Genomic DNA, 20,477 nt, shown 5'->3' with positions numbered 1-20,477 from the left:
GGCTTGCCCGCTGCGCTCGAACGATAGGACACCTCCCTACCTGAATGACACATCGCGTCGACCGCCTCGGCGGAAGGTCTTTCTTAAAACGAAGAAATGAATAATTGGCATCCCACCAATCCGGTCGAACGCCGCTTCATGGCCGTTCACGATGACTGGCTAAGTTTTGCAAAAGACAAGCAAGCTCAATTGCTTTATTGGCATACCAGCGAAGCCGACCAGCGCATGCTCGCGGCTTACATTCAACGGCAAGACAAGCTGTCCAGCGCCGTATTGCGCCCGCAATCGAGCTTCGAGGATGCGAACCAATACGCTGGCGCCGTGGCCGATGAGATCGTCGCCTGGTACGAGAGCGGCAAGGAAGGCTCGATGGCGAACGGCATCACGGCGGACTGGACGCCACCCTCGCGAGATCGCAACGAAGCGGCGACGCCGTACCTTCTGCGGCTGACCGGCAGCCTGATGCGCCATCACCCCGAAGTGTTTCCCCAACTGGTGCTGGTTCTCGAACCCGAGCCTATCCGCAAACCCGCCGATTTCGAACGCTGGCTAGACGAACTGCTTGGCGGGCTCGAACGCAACGCATGGCAAACCGAGCGCCTGCGGCTCGTGCTGACCGGGACCGACGCCAACCCGCTGCCATGGCTCACGAAGCAACGCCCACATCAGGCGAAAGTGCTGCACGGCCGCTACCACATGGAGGCGTTGCCACGCGAGCTGGTTGCCGAATCCGACGAACGCGGTCCCGACGCTGACTTTCGACGGTTGTTTGTCGCACTGAACGACACGATCACCAACGGCACACCCGCGCAACTCGAAACACTGCGCTCGCAAGCGCTGGCGATCACGAAGGCGCAGACGTGGGCCGAAGCATCCGCCTCGCGCACGATGCGCGCGGCAATCTGCTGCGCCGAGAAGCGCCCGGTGAAGACGCCACGACTTATCGCTGGGACGCCAAGAATCGTTTGAGCGCGTGTCATTTGCCCGGTTCGCGGGACGTGCTTTGCGAGTATGACGCGCAAGACAATCTGATCCGCTATACCGACGAAGCCGGTCAACTCACGAGCTATACCTATTTCGGTCAAGGGCGGCTGTTCTCGAACTCCGCGAGCCGACCGAACGCATCCCATGTGAAGCGCTGCACGCCGGTTTGGGTATCGTGGCGCTCGGTAAGCTGTCCCGCCGCATCGAGCCACCAACGTGCGCCATTGTCATGCTGCACCTGCCGCCCGCGCTCGTTCGCGTGCTGGTGGTGGAAACGATCGCCTTGCCTGTCATATACGAAGTGCCGCAACGTCTGCGCAGGGTCTGTATGCGCCACGATGCGCCCTAACGGATCGTAGCGATAGCGGTCTGCGCCAAGCCGCGAGTCGTCGCGCTCGGTGAGATTGCCTAGCACGTCGTAACGGTAAGCGACCTGATCGACAGTCTGTGTGCCGTGCATCGTCGTGTGACGGCTGAGTCGCCCGGCGCGGTCGTACTCAAGAGCGTGATCGAGTTCCGCCGAGAAGCCCACACGACTGAGCCGTCCCGCCATGTCACGCGTAAAGCGAATCGGCTCTTGCTCGTCGATCTTTAGCGTCTTCGCATGGCCCAGCACGTCGTAGCCATACGTTAGCGTCTGTTCGAATGCGCTTTTCTTGCCCTCGACGTCCGAATCCATGCGGCGCCGCTGCGTCGCCAATCGCCCGGCCTCGTCATACGCGTACTCGATTGCTCCCGAGAATGACGCCTGCTGCTGCGTCTCACGCGTCAGTCGGCCATCGGTGTCGTAGGTGCGCTCAACCGTGCCGTGCGCGTTGCTCGCTGTGGTCAGTTGGCCCTTGCGGTTATAGGCGTAACACTCTTCCTCGCCCGTCTGCGCGCTGCGCTTGACGACCCGCCCCAAGGCATCGCACTGAATCGCAAGCGCTTGCCCTAACGGATCGATGGAGCGCGTCAAATGTCCGGCGGGGTCGTAAGCGTAGCGTCGCGCCTGACCCCAGTAGTCCACTTCCTCGATCAGCCGGCCATTCGCATCGCTCTTAAGCTGCCACTGCTGCCCGAGCGGATTGCTCACGCCGACAAGTTGTTCCTCCGTATCGTAGTGATAGCGCGTCACGCTGCCATCTGGATCGGTGCGGGTGTGCACGCGCAACGAAAAGTGGGCATATCGTTACGACGCGCTGGGCCGACGAATCGGTAAGGTAGCGCTGGACGGACCTGGCACCGAGCGGCCGAACAAAACGCGGACCTGCTTCCTCTGGGATAGCAACACGATGGCCGGCGAGATGCGTCAAGCACACTCGAAGAATGAGGGGCGCTTCTATGCTTACCATCTGAAGAGCTTCGTGCCGCTGACGATGCAAACCGTCGCGACGGACGAGGTAGTCGCTATATCTATGTCCCACTTCGCCGCAACATGTAGATCATAAGTTTCCATGGAAAATTTCCTATATTTGTCGCATAGGTGAACTTAACTTAGGCTCGTCAGTATAAGCATCAGAATATTGCCGACAGGCATTAATACGCGCGCTCACTGTGAGCCGCTCAAACGCCGGGGTCGTCCCGCAGGCGCGTTGACGTATGGCGCGAACTCGGTTCGCATGTTGTTACGGGTTCAATGCTTGGCGCTGTCGCCTAACTCGCCCGAAGCGTACGCGAGCGTCAACTCGATCTGCTGCGCCGTTAGCGCTTCGACGCGAATGTTCGCGCGCGGGTCAGCGCGGTCGATGCCGTGGTAAATGTGCTTCTCTCCCACTTGGCGATCGCTCATAAAGACGCCCCGGCGTGGCATTCGCGAACATTGCGCCCGTTCCGCTTAACTGTGCGATAGCGCGATCGCATCGCATCGAGGATCACGCTTTCGCCTAAGAGGCGTTAACAGAATGAATTTTGCAGGTGTCGCAGCATATGATGCAGCAAGCGATTTTCAAGAAGGCCTCGTGGATGAAAGCGAGGCGCTCGAATCGAATGCGAAGGCAGCGAAAGTGTCTTGCCTAGCCCGCTACCATGAGGCTGATCGCGCCGAGCGATTTCGGTTATGGTCGGCTGCGCGCAATCGCGCAAGCAGCACCTCATGCAACCGCTCCTAGACGCCGGCGGCCTGCCAGTCACGCAAACGACGCCGGCACCTCATGCCGCTGCCGCAGCCCATCTCGCGAGGCGGTAGGTCCCACCCAGACCCGTCTGTAAGACGAAGAGAATGCCCGTAAGCACCGCACCATTGTCGAGTGGCTTGCGCCCCGGATAACGAACTCGCCGTGGCTTCGGAGGAGGCAGCAACGGTTCGATGAGTGCCGAAAGGTCGTCGAGTATCAGCTTGGCCATATCCTTTTCGTCGTCGAAACAATGAAAAGGTAAACAGCATTCATTGAAGGTTAACAGCCCCTGCGTTCATTCTGTTAAGGGTTCTTAGGCAGCCCACGATCACCTGGCAAGCATGGCCAAACTACGCGTGACCGCGGGCGTATCGGGCTGCTTTCTTTGGTCACTTTCTTTGCAGCAGCAAAGAAAGTGACTGCCGCCCCGCACAGGGGCAACGCTTATAAACCAACACGAAAACGGGATCCGGCGAAAAACCGGAGCACAAAAAAGTCATTCCGCTTCTTCAAGCGCCTCTTCCCGCGGATAAACCCGCACCAACACAATCCTCGGTCCCTTCATCTTCTTGACAACGATATCGAACCGATCGAAAGAAACCCTCTGCCCTTCAGTAGGCAAATCGCCCAACGCATTGATGACGAGTCCACCAACCGACTCCGCCCGCCCTTCGTCGATATCAATGCCGAGCGCCCGCTCCAGCGAAACCACCGGCAAGCTGCCCTTGCCCATCAACGTGCCGTCGTCCATACGCGACCAGTCGGCATCGCCCTGACGAAACTCGTCGTGAATCTGCCCGACGAGCGCGCCAAGCAAGTTATCCAAGGTAATGAAGCCGATGGGCTTCGCGCCCTTGCGCCCGACGATCGCGAGATGCGGCGCGCCCTTGCGAAACCGTCGAAACAGTTCGAGCGCCGACAGATTCGGCGCGACATATTGCACGGGCCGCACATGCCGCGAAAGTTTGTCGATCTTTCCTGCAGCATCCTTCGAGAGGCTGAAGTTGAAACCGCGCGACCCGCCATCGCCCGCAAGCAACAGGTCCTTCAGATGGATCATGCCGATCACGCGCTCGCCCGACGCATCGGCGAAAAGCGGATAGCGCGAAAAACGATGCCGCGATACCACGGCGAGGTTGTCGCGCATCGGCAAGTCATTGCGCAGCCCGACGAGTTCATGCGCCGGACGCATCAGATCCGACACCGTCATGCGGCTGAAATCGAGCGAATGCGCAATGGTGTTCCACTCGTCCTCGTTGTACGAAGACGCACCGCCATGACGCCGTCCGCGCAGGATCAGCTTGAGTTCGTCGGTGGAGTAATGGGCATCGTGACCGTGTTCGCCCGACATGCCGAAGAGCCGCAGCACGAAGTTTGCGCTCGTGTTAAGCACCCAGATGAACGGGTACATCAGCCAGTAAAAGCCGTAAAGCGGCGTGGCGAGCCACAGGCCCACCTGCTCCGCGCGGCGTATGGCCCAGGACTTGGGCGCGAGTTCGCCGACGACGATATGCAGGAACGAAATGACCGTGAACGCGAAAAAGAGCGAGATGGTCTCGATGAGCTGTTCCGATTCGACGCCGACCAGCGCGAAGATCGGATGCAGGAGCGTCGCGAACGCGGGCTCGCCGATCCAGCCGAGTCCGAGCGATGCCAGCGTGATGCCGAGCTGGCATGCGGACAGATAAGCGTCGAGCTGCCCGTGCACCTTCGCGAGCAGACGGCCGGGAAGACCGTTGGTGCGCGCAATCGCCTTCACGCGCGTGGGCCGCAACTTGACGAGCCCGAACTCCGCCGCGACGAAGAAACCATTCAGCGCGACGAGCAACAATGCGCCGATCAGCGCGACAACCTGAGCCAAAGCAACTCTCTTCGAAAGTGGAAAGCGTCAGTATATGGGCGACAGCTGATCGAAAGTCAATTTACATCCCCGCGACGGGCACGCGTACCGATAACGTAACTTCGGCACCATCCGCGATGTCGCTGTGCTCGAACGCGCCGCCGTGCGCCTCCGACACGCGTTTGCACAGCGCGAGCCCCCACGCGATGCGCCCGCCCTCGCGCGGCTCCAGTGCCTGCCGGCGTGCGAACGCTTCGAGCACATGCGGCGACGCCGGATCGCCGAGCGCCTGTGCCGACGCGCTAAAGCGCACGTCCGTGCGCCACATGCTGCCCTCGATGTTGCTCGACACGCGCACGGTCGCACCGGACGGGCTCGCCTCGGCAGCGAATGCGAGCATGAGCCAGAGCGCTTGCAACAGACGCTCTGCATCGCCTTCCAGTTGTTCTTCTGCAAGGGGCGAGTCGATTTCGATCGTCACGCCGCGAGCGCGCGCCACGCTCGCACGCGCGAGCGCCGCGCTTTTTTCGAGCAGCGGACGCAGCGCGACGGGCGCGAGCGCAACCTGCAGCGCCTTGGTTTCGGCGCGCGTCGTATCGACCGACTGCTCGATCAGCTTCACCTGCTGCTCGACGCCTGAGCGAATGCCAGCGAGCGCGCGCTGCGCGGCGGAATCGTTGGGGTCGACCTTTCGCTCGAGCACGTAGCCCCAGCTATGGATCGCGTTGAGCGGCCCGCGCAGATCATGCGACACGACCGAGAGCACGTGATCGCGCATGAAGAGCGTCGCCTCGGCACGCAGATGCGCGATGCGCTCGGCGCCGCCATGCTCGTCGTCCGGCGCGCCCGCCTCCGAGGACACGATCAGCGTCACGCAATCCGCGCCCGGCAGCGCGATGATAGAAAAGGCGCACGGCGTGTCGTCCTCGCCGAACCTCACGTGCGCGCGGCGCGTCGCGTTGCCCGCGAGCGCGGCATCGGCCGCGGCTGCGAGCGCGGCGGTGAGCGGAGGCGGCAACGGACTGTCGGAAAGCAACCGGCCGCTCAGCGCGGAAGAATCGAGATCGAAGAGATGAGTGAATACGGCGTCGGCGGAGAGGCATCGCTGGGCGGCGTCGAGCACCAGCACGCCGTCGTTTCCTGCGACGGCCGCATCGAAAGCCTTGTCGCCTTCGGGCTCGACCGTACTGGAAAAAGACGTTGTCACGGTTATGGGTCCTTGCGTGTATCGGTGATGCGGTTGATGTCGCGAAAGCCGCATGCGTTGCTGCTGCGCTGCACGTATGGCCTGAAGAATACGGCCGGCGATGAAAACCTCAAGCCATTATATGTGAGCGTCCACGACGCATACGGCAGGAGCGCGCTGCGCCTTCCCGCGCGCCTGGTAGCAAGCCGCGTGCGCGGTCGTACCGGTCGCTCTTCGCTCGCGCTTCTTCGCCGACGAAAATATCGCATTGCTATTAATTCGATTCCTGGAGTTTCGTTAAAGACGCTGGCGATTGTTCTTTATCGGCGTGACGCCTCAACACGAATCGCAAGGTTCGGGCAATAAGCAATTTCAAAGGAAAGCGCGCGATCGATTTTATTTTTCTGTTGACAACGATTTTGGCGTCCGCGCCAGCAAGAATATCGCGTGGCTATCCGGTGCTTTTCATTTGGCTCACTGAACTGTCCCGGCTATGGCTCTCTAATGCACTGCAATCTGGAGGAACCCGCATTTGAAAACCGGCACGCATGATCCGACCTCGGCCACGGTGGCTTCAATTCGAAATCTGACCGGTGACACGAGCACAATGACACGCGTCCCCAGCAGCAATCCCAGAACATTGCTTTCGGTAATCATCCCTGCTTACAACGTCGAACATTTCATTGTCGCCTCGCTGCAATCCGCGCTCTCGCAGCCACGCTCCGACGAGATCGAACTCATTGTGATCGACGACGGCTCGACCGATAGCACGCTCGAACGCATTCTCGAGGTGCAACGCACCGAGCGCGGCCGCAATATCCGCGTGATCCATCAGGAAAACCGTGGCGTATCCGCCGCGCGCAACCGCGCGATCGCGGAAGCCACTTCGCCTTACATCGGCTTTCTCGATTCGGACGATGTCTGGTCAGCCGGTTTCACCATGAAGATCATGCCGCTTCTCGACGCGAACGCGGCCGACATCATCGAGTTCAACGTGGGCATCATCGATTCGAAAGGCAAGACGATCGACAAGGTCGAACTGATCGATCCCGCGACGGTCGGTCAACGTCCGTGCGATCTCGACGCGCTGCTCGACTTTGCACGCGTGTTTCAGGTGTTTCCGGTAGCGCGCGTCTACAGGCGCGCGCTCTGGGAAGGCATCGAGTTTCCGGCCGGCCGCGTCTATGAAGACGCCGCGGCAATTCCGCTCGTCTATACGCGCGCGAAATCGCTCTTCCGGCTCGCCGACGATCTTTACTTCTATCGCCGTCGCGCGGGCAGCATTACCGCCAGGGCGACGCCGTACACGGTGACGTCGCTCGCCACATGTGCCGAAGAGACGATGGAGCGTTGCAACGGCGGGCCGCTCGATGCCTTCTGGCTCGCGGTATTCCATAAGGTCTTCTCGTACGCATGTTTTCAGGCCGCACGCGTAGACGGGCATGCGTTCGCCGAAGCGATCAGGACGGTCGAGGCCACGGCCGCGCACTATCGTGTCTTCGCTGCGAATCGCACCGATGCACCGAAGGCGTTGCGCTTTCATGGAAAGATCGTCGCCGATCGCCGCTGGTTTCAGGCCAAGCGCATCGTCAAGCGCGCGCTCGGCCTCGAACCGCGTCCGCCCGAAAAAGCGTCGCGTGCGGCCTCGTCGGTCGAATCACGCGCGACATAAGGGAACGCGGTGACATCGGTCGGGCGTTCATGAGACGTCCATGCACTGTCCATGCGCACGCACGCACCACAATGTTGTCCTACCAGCACTTCGAACAGATTTCAATCGAACGAACGCACGCTGGAAGGATTCTTGCGTGTGCAAGCCCACTGATGAAAGCACTTTTCTCTTGTTAAATACCTTCTTTCATACGCTTGCGCCTTCTCCGGAAGTTATCGACGGTCCGGAACCGGCGCATTCCGTTCGACTTCAAGCGCCCCGAAGCCAGGCCAAGGCGTGGGTGCGCAGACCTCTTTGGCCCGCGTCGCATTGACGACTGGTCGCACGGGCGAAACTATCCGCTTCGGGCGCTGTCACGCAAAGGCTCACTCGAAACGGGTGAGCCTGCAGGGTTCACAGCCTTGCGTCATAGTCATAAAACACGCTGCGCTCCAGCCGGGGAAAAAACCGTTCAATGGCTTCATTCCGAAAGAACTTTACGATTCTAATGACGTTGCAGGTGTCCACCTACCTTGCACCGCTGCTGACGCTGCCCTGGCTCGCACGCGTCCTCGGTCCGGGCGAGTACGGACGCCTTTCATTCGGCCTGGCCTTCGTCGCGTACTTCATCTCCCTCACGAACTACAGCTTCTCTCTGACCGCCACGCCGAAGGTCTCGATCAATCGGGAAAGCCGCGAACTGCGCTCGAAGATATTCTGGGAAACCATCGTCACGCAGGCCGCACTCGCATTGGCAGGACTCGTCGTCGTGATCGCGCTGACGTCCTTCATACCTTTTCTGGAGGAAAATCGCGAGCTGCTGATCATCGGTTATGGCATGGCCATCGGGGCCATGCTGATTCCTACGTGGTACTTTCAGGGCATCGAAGATCTCGGCATGTTGAGCCTGTTCGTATTCATCGGACGTGCGCTCAGCATTCCCGCGATGTATCTCTTCGTACGCGAGCACGACGATATCTACAAGGCGATGGCCGTCAATGCCCTCGTGCCTTTGCTATCGGGCATCGCGATCTGCACGTACCTGTATTTTCGGCGGGAGCTCGACTTCGTGCGCGTGTCGTTCAGCACCATCCTCGTTCGTCTCAAGGACGGCTGGAGCGTGTTCATTGCGACCGCGATCGTCGATATCTATGCATCGAGCAACATCGTGCTGCTCACCTTCATCTCGGGCAATGTCGCGGCCGGCTACTTCGCCGCGGGTGACAAGCTCATCCGCGCGGCATTGAACATGCTCTCGCCGCTCAAGACCGCGGCTTATCCGCGAGTGAGCTTTCTCATGCATCATGCGAGAGAGGATGCCTTCGCTTTCCTGCGCAAGATGTTCGTCGTACAAGGGCTGATCGTGTCGCTGATATCCGTCTGCATCTTTTTTGGCGCGCCACTCGCAGTAAAGCTCTTGTATGGACCGAAGTTCTTGCCTACCGTAGAGGTGTTGCGCTGGATGGCGTTCGTGCCGTTGATGGCCGGCCTGTCGGATCTCTTCGGTGTTCAGACGATGCTTCCGCTCGGCATGAAGTCGCAGTTCAGCCGCGTGCTGATGGCGTGCGCCGTGTTGAACTTCGGCCTGCTCGCCGTGTTGGCGAAGCTCTTCGGCGAACAGGGTGCAGCGGCCACGGTGTTGATCGTCGAGACGCTCTCGGCGGCGGCGATGGCCTTCACGCTGCATCTGGGAGGCGTGTCGTTCCTCAAGCGCCCGATTAGCGAAGGGGCGGGTTCGGGAACCACGTGAACCGTATGCAGATATGCGCAGTGATGATTAATCTGATCGGCCAAGTTCTTATTCAACCATCGCACGCTCCGAAAATTGACGTGTTATAAACGGTAACAAGTGATTCGATTTCGTAACGCATTCTTTCAAGCGAACCGCTTTCATAAAGCGCTGTTTTGCACCCCGGGCGCGAATTAGACGCGTTCGATTGCGTATTACCCTAAAAGTTGCATTTAAGTATGTGAGTCAGCGAACCGACCCGATCAGTTCGAGCCGATATCTTATTGGTCCAAACAGTGTTTAAATAAGCGAGCCTGCCGAATGGAAACGGAAGAAACGACAGTCGAGCACGTGCAAAAATTGGCGCATCAGGCCGAGAACCTGCGTATGCAATCGGTCGCGGTCCCGCTCAAGGATCTGCAAATCCTTCTACAGATATGCGAAGCGGCGATTGCTCAGCAGAATGCTGCCGCAACGAAATGATGTTCACGAGCGGGTATCGTCAGTCCCGCCACGCTGACGTTGATACGTCCCGGGCATGGACCGAGGAAAGTGCCCAAGCCGGCCAGCAACATGTCCGGCTGTAAGAACTCGAAGCTTTATACCTACCGGCTTTACGTCGCACTGCAGTGAGGCTGCTTTATCGGCTGATCTGCGTTTTGGCGCGATGCAGAACAATCTTCGCAAAGACCGACATCGGGGCGCCCATCCGGCCAGATTGACTGGTCCGGGATTTTGCGGCAGGTAAATCGAGGCTTGTCATCAAGCTCGATGGGGTTCCTCGCATCCCTGTACGCCAGGAACGCAGAGTGCTACGCCGGATCCCGTGTGTATTTATCGCATGCGTATTACATCGCGATTAATACGCCGACACGCAAATCCCGGCCTTTCATGTTCCTTCGAGGTGGTCATGTACGTCCGCCTTGGATGCGTTCGCCCTAACCGAGTGTGTCGCGTCACTTTTCCATAACGATTAGACCATTCCTTCTCATTGCGTATTGCCGCGGGGCTCGGCGAGGCGCCAATTGAAGAGTTGAATATGAAAGAGATCGTCCATATCACCGAGGCCTTCGGCGGCGGCGTGCTGTCCATGCTGACCCAGCTTTCGAACCGCGCCGCCGCGGCCGGCGTCGGCGTAACGATCTTTCATTCGATCCGGCAGGAAACACCGAATAACTTCGCGAAGCTCTTTCATCCGGCGGTAAAGCTAACCTACGTCAGCATGTTCCGCGAAGTGAGCATGAAGAAAGACCTGAGCAGTTTATGGAACCTCGTTCGCAAGCTGAAGGAGTGCGATCCATCCGTAATCCATCTGCATTCGTCGAAGGCAGGCGTTCTGGGACGCGCCGCTGCACGCATTGCCGCGCCGCGTGCACGCGTGTTCTATTCGCCGCATGGTCTTGCGTTCCTTCGCCGCGACGTATCGCCCCTGAAGCAGTTTGCTTATCTGAGCTTCGAGCGCATTGCCGCGCGACTGGGCGGAACCATTGTCGCGTGTTCGGACAGCGAGCTCTCCGAGATCGAGACGAAGATGCATGCGCGGCGGGCGCGCGTGATCGAGAACGGCGTGAACGTGCAGGAGATTCCGCCGCGCGTCGAAAAGAGCGCCAACGGGATTCTTGTCGGCATGAGCGGCCGCGCGATGTTTCAAAAGAATCATGAAGCGTTCGTGAAGCTCGCGACGGAGCTGCACGACGCTTCCACCCGCTTCCTGTGGATCGGCGGCAATGAAGACGAGTTGCCGGCAGGCACACCAAAGGGCGCCGTGTCGTGCAGCGGCTGGGTGACGCGCGATCGCGCGCTCGAGCTCACGTCCGGGCTCGATATCTATGTGCAGACATCGAGATGGGAAGGCATGCCTATCGCGCTCATCGAGGCGCAGGTCGCGGGCATTCCCGCCGTGGTGACCGATGTAGTCGGCAACCGCGATGTCGTTCAGCATGGCGTGACGGGCTTCGTCGCATCGAGCGTCGACGAGATGGCGAAATACATCGCGCTGTTACGCGACGACCGGACACTGCGCGCTCGCATGGGCGCAGAGGCGAGAGCATCCGCCAGCAAGCGCTTTTCGATGGACGCGATCTTCCGTCAATGGCTCTCGATGTACGAGCTCGACGCCGTCAAGCACGCACGTGCGCCTGTCGACGCCGACGAGATCGCCTATGAAACCACCTCCGATTCACAGTTCTGACGCCCTGATATGGACACATCCATCGCCAGCAACAAACTCGTCTATAACGGCCGCTTCACGAGTCAGAAGACCACCGGCGTGCAGCGCGTCGCGCGTGAACTCGTCGCCGCGCTCGTGAAATTACCGCAAGGCTCGCATGTGACGCTCGCCGTGCCACCGCAAGGCGGGCTCGATCCCGTGCAAGGTGTGGAGACCGTGAAACTCGGCTTCGGCAAGGGCGTTTTCTGGGAGCAGGTCGTGCTGCCGCTCTTCGCCGGGCGCTCGCGTATCGTGAATCTCTCGAACTCGGGCTCCATCTTTCGCGCGAACCAGATCATCTACATGCACGATGCCGCGGTGTTCGATACGCCCGCGCACTTTTCGTGGAAGTTCCGCACCTGGTATCACGTGATGTTCTGGATTCTCGCGCGCACGTCGAGCTGCGTGCTGACCAATTCGAAGTTCTCGCGCGACAGGCTCGCGCATCATGTCGGCGTGCCTGCGGAGCGCATCGGGGTGGTGCCGCTCGCAGCCGATCATCTCGATCACATCACGCCGGATACATCCGTGATCGAAGAACTGAAGCTCACGAAGCGCCGTTACGTGCTCGCCGTGAGCAGCATGAATCCGACGAAGAACTTCAAGCGTCTCGTCGAAGCATTCACGCGCCTGAACGATCCTTCCATCGATCTCGTGATCGTGGGTATGAAGAATGCCGCGATTTTCGGCAAGGCGCACGATCTCTCGAGCGCGCCGAACATCAAGCAGGCTGGCTATGTCAGCGATGAAAAGCTGAGAGCGCTCTATCAGCGCGCCGCCTGCTTCCTCTATCCTTCTATCTACGAAGGCTTCGGCATTCCCCCGCTGGAAGCGATGCGCAACGGCTGCCCGACGCTCGTCGGGCGCGCGGCCGCCTTGCCGGAGACGTGCGGCGACGCATCGATCTATTGCGACCCGTACTCGGTCGAAGATATTTCAAACAAGCTGCGCGAGTTGCTTGCTTCGCCGGAATTGAGTGAAGACCTCAAACGTCGCGGCCTCGCGCACGCCGAGCGCTTTCGCTGGACGGAAAGCGCCCGCCTGCTGATGCAGTTCATCGACAAGCCGTGAGAGCGAAGGGGGAAAGCTGGTGAGGTTGGGAATTTATTGCGACTCGGGTATCAACGGCGGCCACGAAAAGATGCTCAAACGATTCATGCTCGCGCTCGTCGCGAGCACTCATGTCAAGACTTTGCATATCCTCGTGCCGACCGCGAACGAGCCGCTGTATCGCTATGTCAGCGATCTTGCGAACACGCATCCGAAAGTGAAGACCATCGGCCTTCCGCATACGGCCGAATCGATACGTGGCAATGTCTTCGCGCTGTGGCGCACGGTCCGCGCAACCGCGACGAAATTGCGTGCGCTGCGCCTGAACAAGCTGCTCATCGCGCAAGGCACGATCGCTTCCGGACTTGCGGGACTCTTCGCCGCGCGCCAAGCGCGCACCACGGCGGTCAGCTATCTACCGCTCGTCGACGAAGCGCCCGTGAACGCGGGCGGCCCCGGAAAGATCAAATGGCTCGTCAAGCGCGCGCTCTATCGCACGCCGAACGAATACGTCACTTTGAACGATCATTTGCGCGGCAAGCTGAAGGAACTCGCGCCCAATGCGCGCGCGATGATCCTCGAGAACTATGTCGACGATCGCTTCAGCCGCTCGGCGCTCACGAAAGAAGCCGCGCGCGCCGCGCTCGGCCTGCCCGACGACAGCACGACGATCATCGCGCATGTCGGCCGGCTCAACTTTCAGCAGAAACGTCAGGATTTCCTGATGCAGGCCATCGAACGCCATGCCGATGCATTCGCACGTACGCTCGTGCTGATCGTCGGAGAAGGACCGGATGCGGGGCGCCTGCAAGCCATGATCGACGCGAGCCCGGCGCTGTCCTCGTGCGTGCGCATGGTCGGGCCGCAGAAGGACGTGCTGCCGTGGATCGTCGCAAGCGATGCGCTCGTGCTGCCGTCCGCTTACGAAGGCGTGCCGCTCGTCATGATCGAAGCGGTGCTCGCGCAACGGCCCATCATCGTGTCGCGCGTGTCGGGGCTCGATTCATATCTGCCCGATGCGCTGCTTTTCCCCGCCGACGACCACGATGCATTCGTCGAGCGCATCTTCGCGGCGCGCGATCTTCCGCTCGCCGCGCTGGCGCAGGAATTCAGGCGTCGCTTTTCCCGTGAAGCATTCGACGCGCAGGCGCAAAGCGTTTTGCTGCACGAGGGCGACATGGGCGCTCAGGCTCCGTCGCAACGTTCCAACGTGCTGATCGAATGACAGTGCGCACTTCCCGAGGGTCGAACACCGATGCGAACTCTGCTGGCTGCCGTATCCCTCTTCGGTGCGCTTTGCTGCGCATCCGTGCTGATCTACGCGCGCAGCGGCACATCCGACGCGTATCACAGCGGTCGCTCGGCGAGCTCCACGGAGCACGCCGCGAGTGTCCCCGCACCGAAAATCGCCTGCGGCAACGGATCGAAAAGCGTGTTCTACGGCATCGCGGGACATCTGGAACATCGCGGCGTGTATCGCATGAGCGACTATGACTTGCAGATTTCACAGCTCCGCGATCTCGGCGTCACGATGTACGCGCAGGATGTATCGAGCGAAGAAAGTGCTCACAGGGTCGCGGATTTCGCACGCGCGGCGGCGAAGCAATGCATCGGCGTGCTCGCGCTCGTTACGCCCTTCGAGCCGGAAAAGCGCGCGAACGAGCAGGAAACCTTCGAGCGGGGCTATGCCCTCGGCAAGACGGCGGGCCGTCTCTTGAAGGGTCTCGTTACGTACTATCAGGTCGGTAACGAATACGACAACTGGACGATACTCGGCTCGGACCGCAGCGGCGAGCATCCGCAGGACTACGACAATGCGATGTTCATGAAGGCGCGCGGGTCGATTCTCGGCTTGATCAAGGGCATTCGTGAAACGAATCCGGACGCGAAGATCCTGCTGACATCGTTCAGCTGGCTGCACTACGGCTTTACCGACATGCTGTACGCAGGCACGCAACCCGACGGCACGCACGGTCATCCGATTCCACATTGGGACATCACCGCGTGGCACTGGTACTCGAACATGGGGTCGATCACGGCGGCGGGCGACAAGAAGGTCAACGTGCTCGAACGGCTGCGCGACAGCTACGGCAAGCCCATATGGATCACGGAGTACGGCGTGCGGCCGACCCATGCCGATCCGGCCGGCTATCTGATCGGCAAGGATGCATTGAAAGGCTTCGTGTCGCTTGCGAAGACGTACAACATACAGAACGTGACCTTGTACGAACTGTATGACGACCAGCGTTACGGCGGCGATGGCAACTACGGTGTGATTCACGACGACGGTAAAACGCGCAAGTCGCGCTTCAATACCGTGCGGGATTTCATCAAGGCCAACCCGATGCCGTGAACGCGCAACTTTTTGGTGCTACAGACAAAGCATGAGCAAAACCGGCGATTATCGCGCGAAATGGCGGTCCCGCAGGAGGCGTCCAGGCAATTACTGCGCATTTAACGTTCGCTACTTAACAGACGCGCGCAGTTTGCAGCCCGAAGATACGCTTGACGCTTTATTTTCCGGACTTACCGTTTCGTTTGACAGCAAGCGATTCGTAACGGGATTCGCGAATTTCATCCGCCGAATCTCGAGGCGCGACGCCGAGGCACGGAGTGTGCTTCTGTCAGATGTCGCACTCCGACGAGCCCACGTGCTTCGTCATGCGTACTCGAAGCAACATACGCTTCGCCCGCTTTTTTCAGAGCCTCTCGCGTCTTTAGTCTGGAAGTTCCGACGGCCACGCGCCGGATCAATAACACGTAAGACGTATCGCGGACATGCCGCGCGGGCTTTCTGTTTTTTCTCAGCCCGGGAAACAACGGTCAACTTATCGAACTGAGGACGGCGCCTTTGAACACCCTCTATGTGAACTCCGGATCTTCGCGCCCCGGCAAGGACGACGGTGAATTCACCGCGAGCGACATGCTCAAGCTCCTGCGCGATCACCTTGGCATCCTCTTCCTGTTCATCGGGATCACGGCCGCGCTCGCGACCGCGTATGCGTTTCTTGCCAGGCCCATCTATTCTTCGGACGTGGTCGTGCGCGTGGATCCACCCGATCCGAACGCGCTCGGCATCGCGCCGCAGAACCAGATGCAGATGCAGCAGTCTCAGCCGACGGTCAACCAGCTCGCGCCCGCGGAAATCTCCGTGATGCAAAGCCGCTCGGTGCTCGAACCCGTCGTCAAGCAGTTCCATTTCGACATCAAGGTCAAGCCCAGCACGTTCCCCGTGCTCGGTCAGATCGCGGATCTGTTTGCGAAGAAGGGACATCTTTCTCCCGCATGGTTCGGCCTCGATGCATACGGCTGGGGCGGTGAGTCGCTGCAGATCGGGCGCCTCGACGTGCCGCCCTCGCTCGAAGACCAGAAGCTCGATTTAGTTCTGCTCGACAACAACCAGTACGAGTTGCGCGACCCCGACGGCGCGATGCTCCTGCGCGGCACGATTGGCCGTCCGGCATCGGCAAACGGCGTGTCGATTCTCGTCAACGGCGCGCTCGGCCATCCGGGCGTGCACTTCGACGTGACGCGCCTCAATACGCTCGACGCCATCGCGCTCATGAAGAAGTCGATGAAGGTGGCCGAGTCCGCGAAAGACACGGGCGTCGTGCAGATCACCTTCAACGCCGACGATCCCGCTCTGACCGCCGATGTCGCGAACGCGCTCGGCCAGGCATATCTGACCGCCGCTGTTCAGGCTCGCCAGGCGAACGACACGAAGACACTCGAATTCATCCGCGGAGAATTGCCGCGCCTCGAAGCCGATCTGCGGCGCGCCGAAGGCAACCTCAGTTCGTTCCGCTCGAAATCGCAGTCGGTGCAGCCGCTCAACGAAGCGCAGGCGTATCTGCAAGGCAGCATCGTGTCGTTGCAACAACTGGCGAACCTGAAGATACAGCGCACGCAGGCGTTGCAGCGCTTTCAACCTAACAGCCCGCAGGTGGTCAACCTCAATCAGCAGATCGCCGAACTCGAGGCGTCGAACAAGCAGATTCAGCAGCGCTTCGACAGCATGCCCGCTTCCGAGCGCCAGAACGCGACCCTCACGCGTGACGCACGCGTGGCCGAGACCATTTACATGGGCATGGTGAACAAGGCGCAAGAACTATCCGTGCGCCGCGCGAGCACGAGCGGCGGTGCGCATATCGTCGATAACGCGCTGCGTCCGTACCGGCCGGTGAAGCCGAACAAGCCGCTCGTGATCGCGGCGGGCACGGCCCTCGGCTTCTTCATGGGCACGTTCTTCATCTTCCTGCGCCGCCACGCGATGATCGGCGTGACCGATCCGATGTTCGTCGAGCGCCGTCTGTCTGTGCCGGTATTGGGGGAAGTGTTGTACAGCCGGCAGCAGGCGATGCTGGATCACGAGATCGCCGTGTCGCCGGTCGAGCATGCGCCGCTCACCTACTCCGGGACGCAGAACGGCGGTCCGCCGAAGGCTCTGCCTTATGTTCATCTGCCGGAACACGATGCGTTCGCGATGCCGCACGTGGCCGATACGGATCGCGATGCCCGCGTGCTTGCTACGCGCTTCCCGCACGATCCGGCTGTCGAGGCGCTGCGCGCGGTGCGCACGGAGTTGTACCGCGACCTCGCCAACGCGCCGAACAACATCGTGATGCTGACGGGTCCGATTCCGTCGGCGGGCAAGAGCTTCGTCGCGGCGAATCTGTCGGTGCTGCTCGCGGAAATCGGTCTGCGCGTGCTCCTCATCGACGGCGATATGCGGCGCGGCCATATCGCTTCGTTCTTCAAGCAGTCGAATCCGGGCGGCCTCTCGGAAGTGCTCAAGGGCGAACTGGCGCTCGGCGACGCGATCCGCTATGTCGGCGTGCCGGGGCTGTCGTTCATGTCGTGCGGCGGTTATCCGGAGAATCCTTCCGAGCTGTTGATGATGCCGGGCTTTCGCAACATGCTTGCGCGCATGAGCGAACAGTTCGACCTCGTGATCCTCGATACGCCGCCCTTCCTCGTCGTCACCGATGCGGCGATCGTCGCGAGCGATGCAGGTTCGACGGTGCTCGTGCTGCGTTCGGGCATTCAGAGCGAGGAAGAAATCGAGGAAACCGTGAAGAAGGTGCAGCGTTCGGGCGGCAGGCTCGTCGGCTCGGTCTTCAACGCGATTCCGCGACGCCCGAGCAATCGCCGCAGTTATGGATATGCGGCGGCATATACGAGCACGTTCAGGTCGGCGCACTGACAGCGCGCGCATAATGAAGCGCAGCGATTGAAGGCATCGCGCCGCGTGCCCGTCACGCGGCGCTTTACGTTGTATTGCTGGTGTGGGGCGTGATGCGTCCATCCGCTGCGGGAATCGTCCGCGCGACCGGACGTGGAACGACTTCGAGCGCTCGCGGCATTGCGCGCAACGCGCTCATTGCAGGCGACGCGTGGCGACGATCAGACGGAATGTTCATACGTCTTCGCGGGCCACGATGGATCGCAAGATGGCGATGCACTCGCGTCGTCAACGGGGTCGATGAGAGAGACGCATATGAGCGGACCTTTTTCGTTCGGGAAGCGGCTCGTGCAATGCCCGCGCTGCCGCAGGCAGGTGGCTGTGGGCCTGAACGTGTGTCCGCATTGCGACTTTCATCGAGTGCGCAAAACGGTACCCATACCGGCGCCCGCGCCCGCTCCGGCGCCGCGCCTCGTCGTCGAGCAGGCACCGCTCGCAGAGGCGCCACGCATGCCGTCGCGTTCGATGCTCGTGATCCTGCTCGCCATGCTGGCGACGTTTCGCCGCCGAGCCTGAGCGGATAGGCCGCGATGATCGAGCCGGCAAGCGTATTGATTGCCTTGATTCACGCCTTATTCGGCACCGACCTGATAACGACTGACAGTCCGCTTTGAAGCGGGCCCATCCAACCTTCGATGATGAAAGAAAAAGCGGCGCTGACCGACCTCTACTACCGAATCTGGGCCTTCGCGATGCCGGTGACGTCGTTCCTCGTCATGCCTTCGATTCAGGGCACGACGATCGGCTATCTGATGTGCTTCCTCTCCGTGCCGCTCGTGCTGCTCTTCGGCGGGCGCGCGCGCAAGAGCTGGATGCATTTCCTGGGCGCGGCGGTCGTCGTGTGGCTGCTGATGCTCTGCACGTCGCAGCTCGCTGACGTGATGGCCCCGTTCGATCCCGACTTCAGCAAGATCGTGCTCGTCGACGACACCGATCCCTTCACGTTCATCATGCGCAAGAGCATGTTCACGCAGTCCCTCTATGTGGCGGCGGTCGTGCTCTATGCGGCTTACGTGTACCACTACTACAAGCCGACGTGGGACCAGTGGCTGCTCGCCGCCGTCACGCTGTTCGCGCTGTACGGCATATTCGAAGTGGCCTATTACATCGCCACCGGCCAGCCGGGCGACTTCATCTCGAACCGCGCATTCGGCGATCAGTTCGGCAAGGGCATCGTGCGCTCCGACGGCACGGTGAACGGCAGCTCGTTCCAGCAGATCAACATCAAAGGCATTCCGATCCAGCGCCTTAAAGCGCTCACCGGCGAGCCGTCGATGTACGCGATGTCCATCTTCCCGTTCTGGGTCTACTTCAACGCGACCTCGCGCGTGCGCTGGCCCGTATGGGTCATCGGCCTGTCGCTTTTGATGACCACCTCGTCGACGGTGCTGATCGGCTATGCCGTGTATTCGATCATCCGCGTGCGCAAGCTCGGCATCAATCCGGTCAAGGCGCTGATCGGGCTCTTCGTGCTGTGCGTGATCGCCTATCTGCTGCAGGATTACATCGCGGATCTCTTCAAGCAGATGGTCACGGACAAGCTCGAACAGAAAACCGAATCGGGCTCGGACCGCTCGCTGCTGTTCCTCCAGTCGATGCGCCTGTGGGTCGATGCGTCGCCGCTCAATCAGATCTTCGGCATCGGCTTCGGCTATATCCGCTCGACCGATCTGTTCTCGACGCTGCTCGTCAATACGGGTGTCGTCGGCACGGTCTTCATCAGCACGCTGATGCTTTATCCGGCGTTCAGGCTCGACTGGGATCCCCGTGGCATGGCGCTGCGTCAGTGCTGCGCGGCGACCTGGACGATGATGATGGTCTCCGTGCCCGAGTTCGCCTATCTCGCGCCCTGGACGCTGGTCGCGATGGCGTACGTGCGCGTGCGCGCGCTCAAGCTCGCGAGGCAGCACGACGGCGACAGGGCTGCCGCGGCCGCGAGGCAGGAGGCGCAGGATGGCGCGTCGATCGGCACCGCGATCGGCAGGCACGTGAGACCGGACATCGCCACGCGCATCGGCTCGCGCTTCGGCCCGCGTGGCCGCCATCTCTGAGGCCTGCGCGCCGCGCCCCGCTCCTGGCGACGTTCTACAATGTCGGTTTCGACCACCGGCCATCCATCGTCGATGGCCGGGCAACCAGGGAGCAACCATGTCGATTGTCACGACCGATTCCGGTCTCAAATACGAAGACGTCACCGTTGGCGAAGGCGCTGAAGCCGTCGCAGGCAAGACGGTCAGCGTGCACTACACGGGCTGGCTCACGGACGGCCAGAAATTCGATTCGAGCAAGGACCGCAACGACCCGTTCGCCTTCGTGCTGGGCGGCGGCATGGTCATCAAGGGCTGGGACGAAGGCGTGCAGGGCATGAAGGTCGGCGGCGTGCGCCGTCTCACGATCCCGCCGCAACTCGGCTACGGCGCGCGCGGCGCAGGCGGCGTGATCCCGCCGAACGCCACGCTCGTGTTCGAAGTGGAATTGCTGGACGTCTGA

The 20,477-nt window shown here is 60.8% G+C and carries 16 protein-coding genes and 1 pseudogene; 12 read left to right on the top strand and 5 right to left on the bottom strand.

The features are described from left to right. The first annotated feature begins 96 nt into the window (after window positions 1-96). On the top strand, window positions 97-969 hold the full coding sequence (locus NCS58_RS14590; protein ID WP_250477278.1) for a hypothetical protein: 873 nt from the start codon (window positions 97-99) through the stop codon (window positions 967-969). Window positions 970-1,081: 112 nt separating this feature from the next. Here the strand turns inward: NCS58_RS14590 and NCS58_RS14585 are convergent, their stop codons facing one another. The 5 genes and pseudogenes from NCS58_RS14585 to NCS58_RS14565 form a co-directional block, all read right to left on the bottom strand. Then, the gene (locus tag NCS58_RS14585; RefSeq protein ID WP_284502274.1) at window positions 1,082-2,137 is read right to left on the bottom strand and encodes a hypothetical protein; all 1,056 of its coding nucleotides are present in this window, start codon (window positions 2,135-2,137) and stop codon (window positions 1,082-1,084) included. A gap of 462 nt (window positions 2,138-2,599) precedes the next feature. Next, window positions 2,600-2,755, bottom strand: coding sequence for a hypothetical protein (locus tag NCS58_RS14580; RefSeq protein WP_250477275.1), 156 nt, complete (start codon window positions 2,753-2,755; stop codon window positions 2,600-2,602). Window positions 2,756-3,073: 318 nt separating this feature from the next. Then, window positions 3,074-3,309: pseudogene (locus tag NCS58_RS14575) on the bottom strand (transposase); the annotation flags it as partial. A 267-nt stretch (window positions 3,310-3,576) separates the two neighbouring features. Next, entirely contained in the window at window positions 3,577-4,941 is a 1,365-nt protein-coding gene (locus NCS58_RS14570) for a hemolysin family protein (protein ID WP_061121580.1), read from the bottom strand. Between the two features lie 61 nt (window positions 4,942-5,002). After that, a complete protein-coding gene (locus tag NCS58_RS14565; protein WP_311394670.1) occupies window positions 5,003-6,127 on the bottom strand; it encodes a sensor histidine kinase KdpD in 1,125 nt (374 codons plus the stop codon). 586 nt (window positions 6,128-6,713) lie between these two features. Here NCS58_RS14565 and NCS58_RS14560 point away from each other — a divergent pair. From NCS58_RS14560 to NCS58_RS14510, 11 genes are all read left to right on the top strand, one after another. Then, complete coding sequence (locus tag NCS58_RS14560; protein ID WP_061121581.1) at window positions 6,714-7,778, top strand: glycosyltransferase family 2 protein; 1,065 nt, start codon at window positions 6,714-6,716, stop codon at window positions 7,776-7,778. Between the two features lie 454 nt (window positions 7,779-8,232). Continuing rightward, a complete protein-coding gene (locus tag NCS58_RS14555; RefSeq protein WP_061121582.1) occupies window positions 8,233-9,507 on the top strand; it encodes a flippase in 1,275 nt (424 codons plus the stop codon). A gap of 300 nt (window positions 9,508-9,807) precedes the next feature. Further along, window positions 9,808-9,969, top strand: coding sequence for a hypothetical protein (locus NCS58_RS14550; protein WP_250477274.1), 162 nt, complete (start codon window positions 9,808-9,810; stop codon window positions 9,967-9,969). A 550-nt stretch (window positions 9,970-10,519) separates the two neighbouring features. Further along, a complete protein-coding gene (locus NCS58_RS14545) occupies window positions 10,520-11,677 on the top strand; it encodes a glycosyltransferase (protein ID WP_086961616.1) in 1,158 nt (385 codons plus the stop codon). A 9-nt stretch (window positions 11,678-11,686) separates the two neighbouring features. Continuing rightward, complete coding sequence (locus NCS58_RS14540; RefSeq protein ID WP_061121584.1) at window positions 11,687-12,766, top strand: glycosyltransferase family 1 protein; 1,080 nt, start codon at window positions 11,687-11,689, stop codon at window positions 12,764-12,766. A 70-nt stretch (window positions 12,767-12,836) separates the two neighbouring features. Beyond that, entirely contained in the window at window positions 12,837-13,970 is a 1,134-nt protein-coding gene (locus tag NCS58_RS14535) for a glycosyltransferase (RefSeq protein ID WP_250477273.1), read from the top strand. A gap of 30 nt (window positions 13,971-14,000) precedes the next feature. After that, window positions 14,001-15,098, top strand: coding sequence for a glycosyl hydrolase (locus NCS58_RS14530; protein ID WP_061121586.1), 1,098 nt, complete (start codon window positions 14,001-14,003; stop codon window positions 15,096-15,098). Window positions 15,099-15,596: 498 nt separating this feature from the next. After that, complete coding sequence (locus NCS58_RS14525; RefSeq protein WP_086961612.1) at window positions 15,597-17,948, top strand: polysaccharide biosynthesis tyrosine autokinase; 2,352 nt, start codon at window positions 15,597-15,599, stop codon at window positions 17,946-17,948. 294 nt (window positions 17,949-18,242) lie between these two features. Next, the gene (locus tag NCS58_RS14520; protein ID WP_143756445.1) at window positions 18,243-18,503 is read left to right on the top strand and encodes a hypothetical protein; all 261 of its coding nucleotides are present in this window, start codon (window positions 18,243-18,245) and stop codon (window positions 18,501-18,503) included. A gap of 119 nt (window positions 18,504-18,622) precedes the next feature. Then, window positions 18,623-20,038, top strand: a complete 1,416-nt coding sequence (locus NCS58_RS14515; RefSeq protein ID WP_061121588.1) for a hypothetical protein — start codon at window positions 18,623-18,625, stop codon at window positions 20,036-20,038. Window positions 20,039-20,135: 97 nt separating this feature from the next. Further along, the gene (locus NCS58_RS14510; protein ID WP_035502329.1) at window positions 20,136-20,477 is read left to right on the top strand and encodes an FKBP-type peptidyl-prolyl cis-trans isomerase; all 342 of its coding nucleotides are present in this window, start codon (window positions 20,136-20,138) and stop codon (window positions 20,475-20,477) included.

The sequence above is a fragment of the Caballeronia sp. INML3B genome (assembly GCF_023631305.1).
Classification (GTDB): domain Bacteria; phylum Pseudomonadota; class Gammaproteobacteria; order Burkholderiales; family Burkholderiaceae; genus Caballeronia; species Caballeronia turbans.
The sequence above is the reverse complement of the archived record's forward strand: the minus strand, read 5'-3'. Positions and strand labels throughout refer to the sequence as shown.

Coding starts and splice junctions, on each gene's coding strand:
- NCS58_RS14590 (WP_250477278.1), top strand. CDS start 97: ATGAATAATTGGCATCCCACCAATCCGGTCGAACGCCGCTTCATGGCC.
- NCS58_RS14580 (WP_250477275.1), bottom strand. CDS start 2,755: ATGAGCGATCGCCAAGTGGGAGAGAAGCACATTTACCACGGCATCGAC.
- NCS58_RS14560 (WP_061121581.1), top strand. CDS start 6,714: ATGACACGCGTCCCCAGCAGCAATCCCAGAACATTGCTTTCGGTAATC.
- NCS58_RS14555 (WP_061121582.1), top strand. CDS start 8,233: ATGGCTTCATTCCGAAAGAACTTTACGATTCTAATGACGTTGCAGGTG.
- NCS58_RS14550 (WP_250477274.1), top strand. CDS start 9,808: ATGGAAACGGAAGAAACGACAGTCGAGCACGTGCAAAAATTGGCGCAT.
- NCS58_RS14540 (WP_061121584.1), top strand. CDS start 11,687: ATGGACACATCCATCGCCAGCAACAAACTCGTCTATAACGGCCGCTTC.
- NCS58_RS14535 (WP_250477273.1), top strand. CDS start 12,837: ATGCTCAAACGATTCATGCTCGCGCTCGTCGCGAGCACTCATGTCAAG.
- NCS58_RS14530 (WP_061121586.1), top strand. CDS start 14,001: ATGCGAACTCTGCTGGCTGCCGTATCCCTCTTCGGTGCGCTTTGCTGC.
- NCS58_RS14520 (WP_143756445.1), top strand. CDS start 18,243: ATGAGCGGACCTTTTTCGTTCGGGAAGCGGCTCGTGCAATGCCCGCGC.
- NCS58_RS14515 (WP_061121588.1), top strand. CDS start 18,623: ATGATGAAAGAAAAAGCGGCGCTGACCGACCTCTACTACCGAATCTGG.
- NCS58_RS14510 (WP_035502329.1), top strand. CDS start 20,136: ATGTCGATTGTCACGACCGATTCCGGTCTCAAATACGAAGACGTCACC.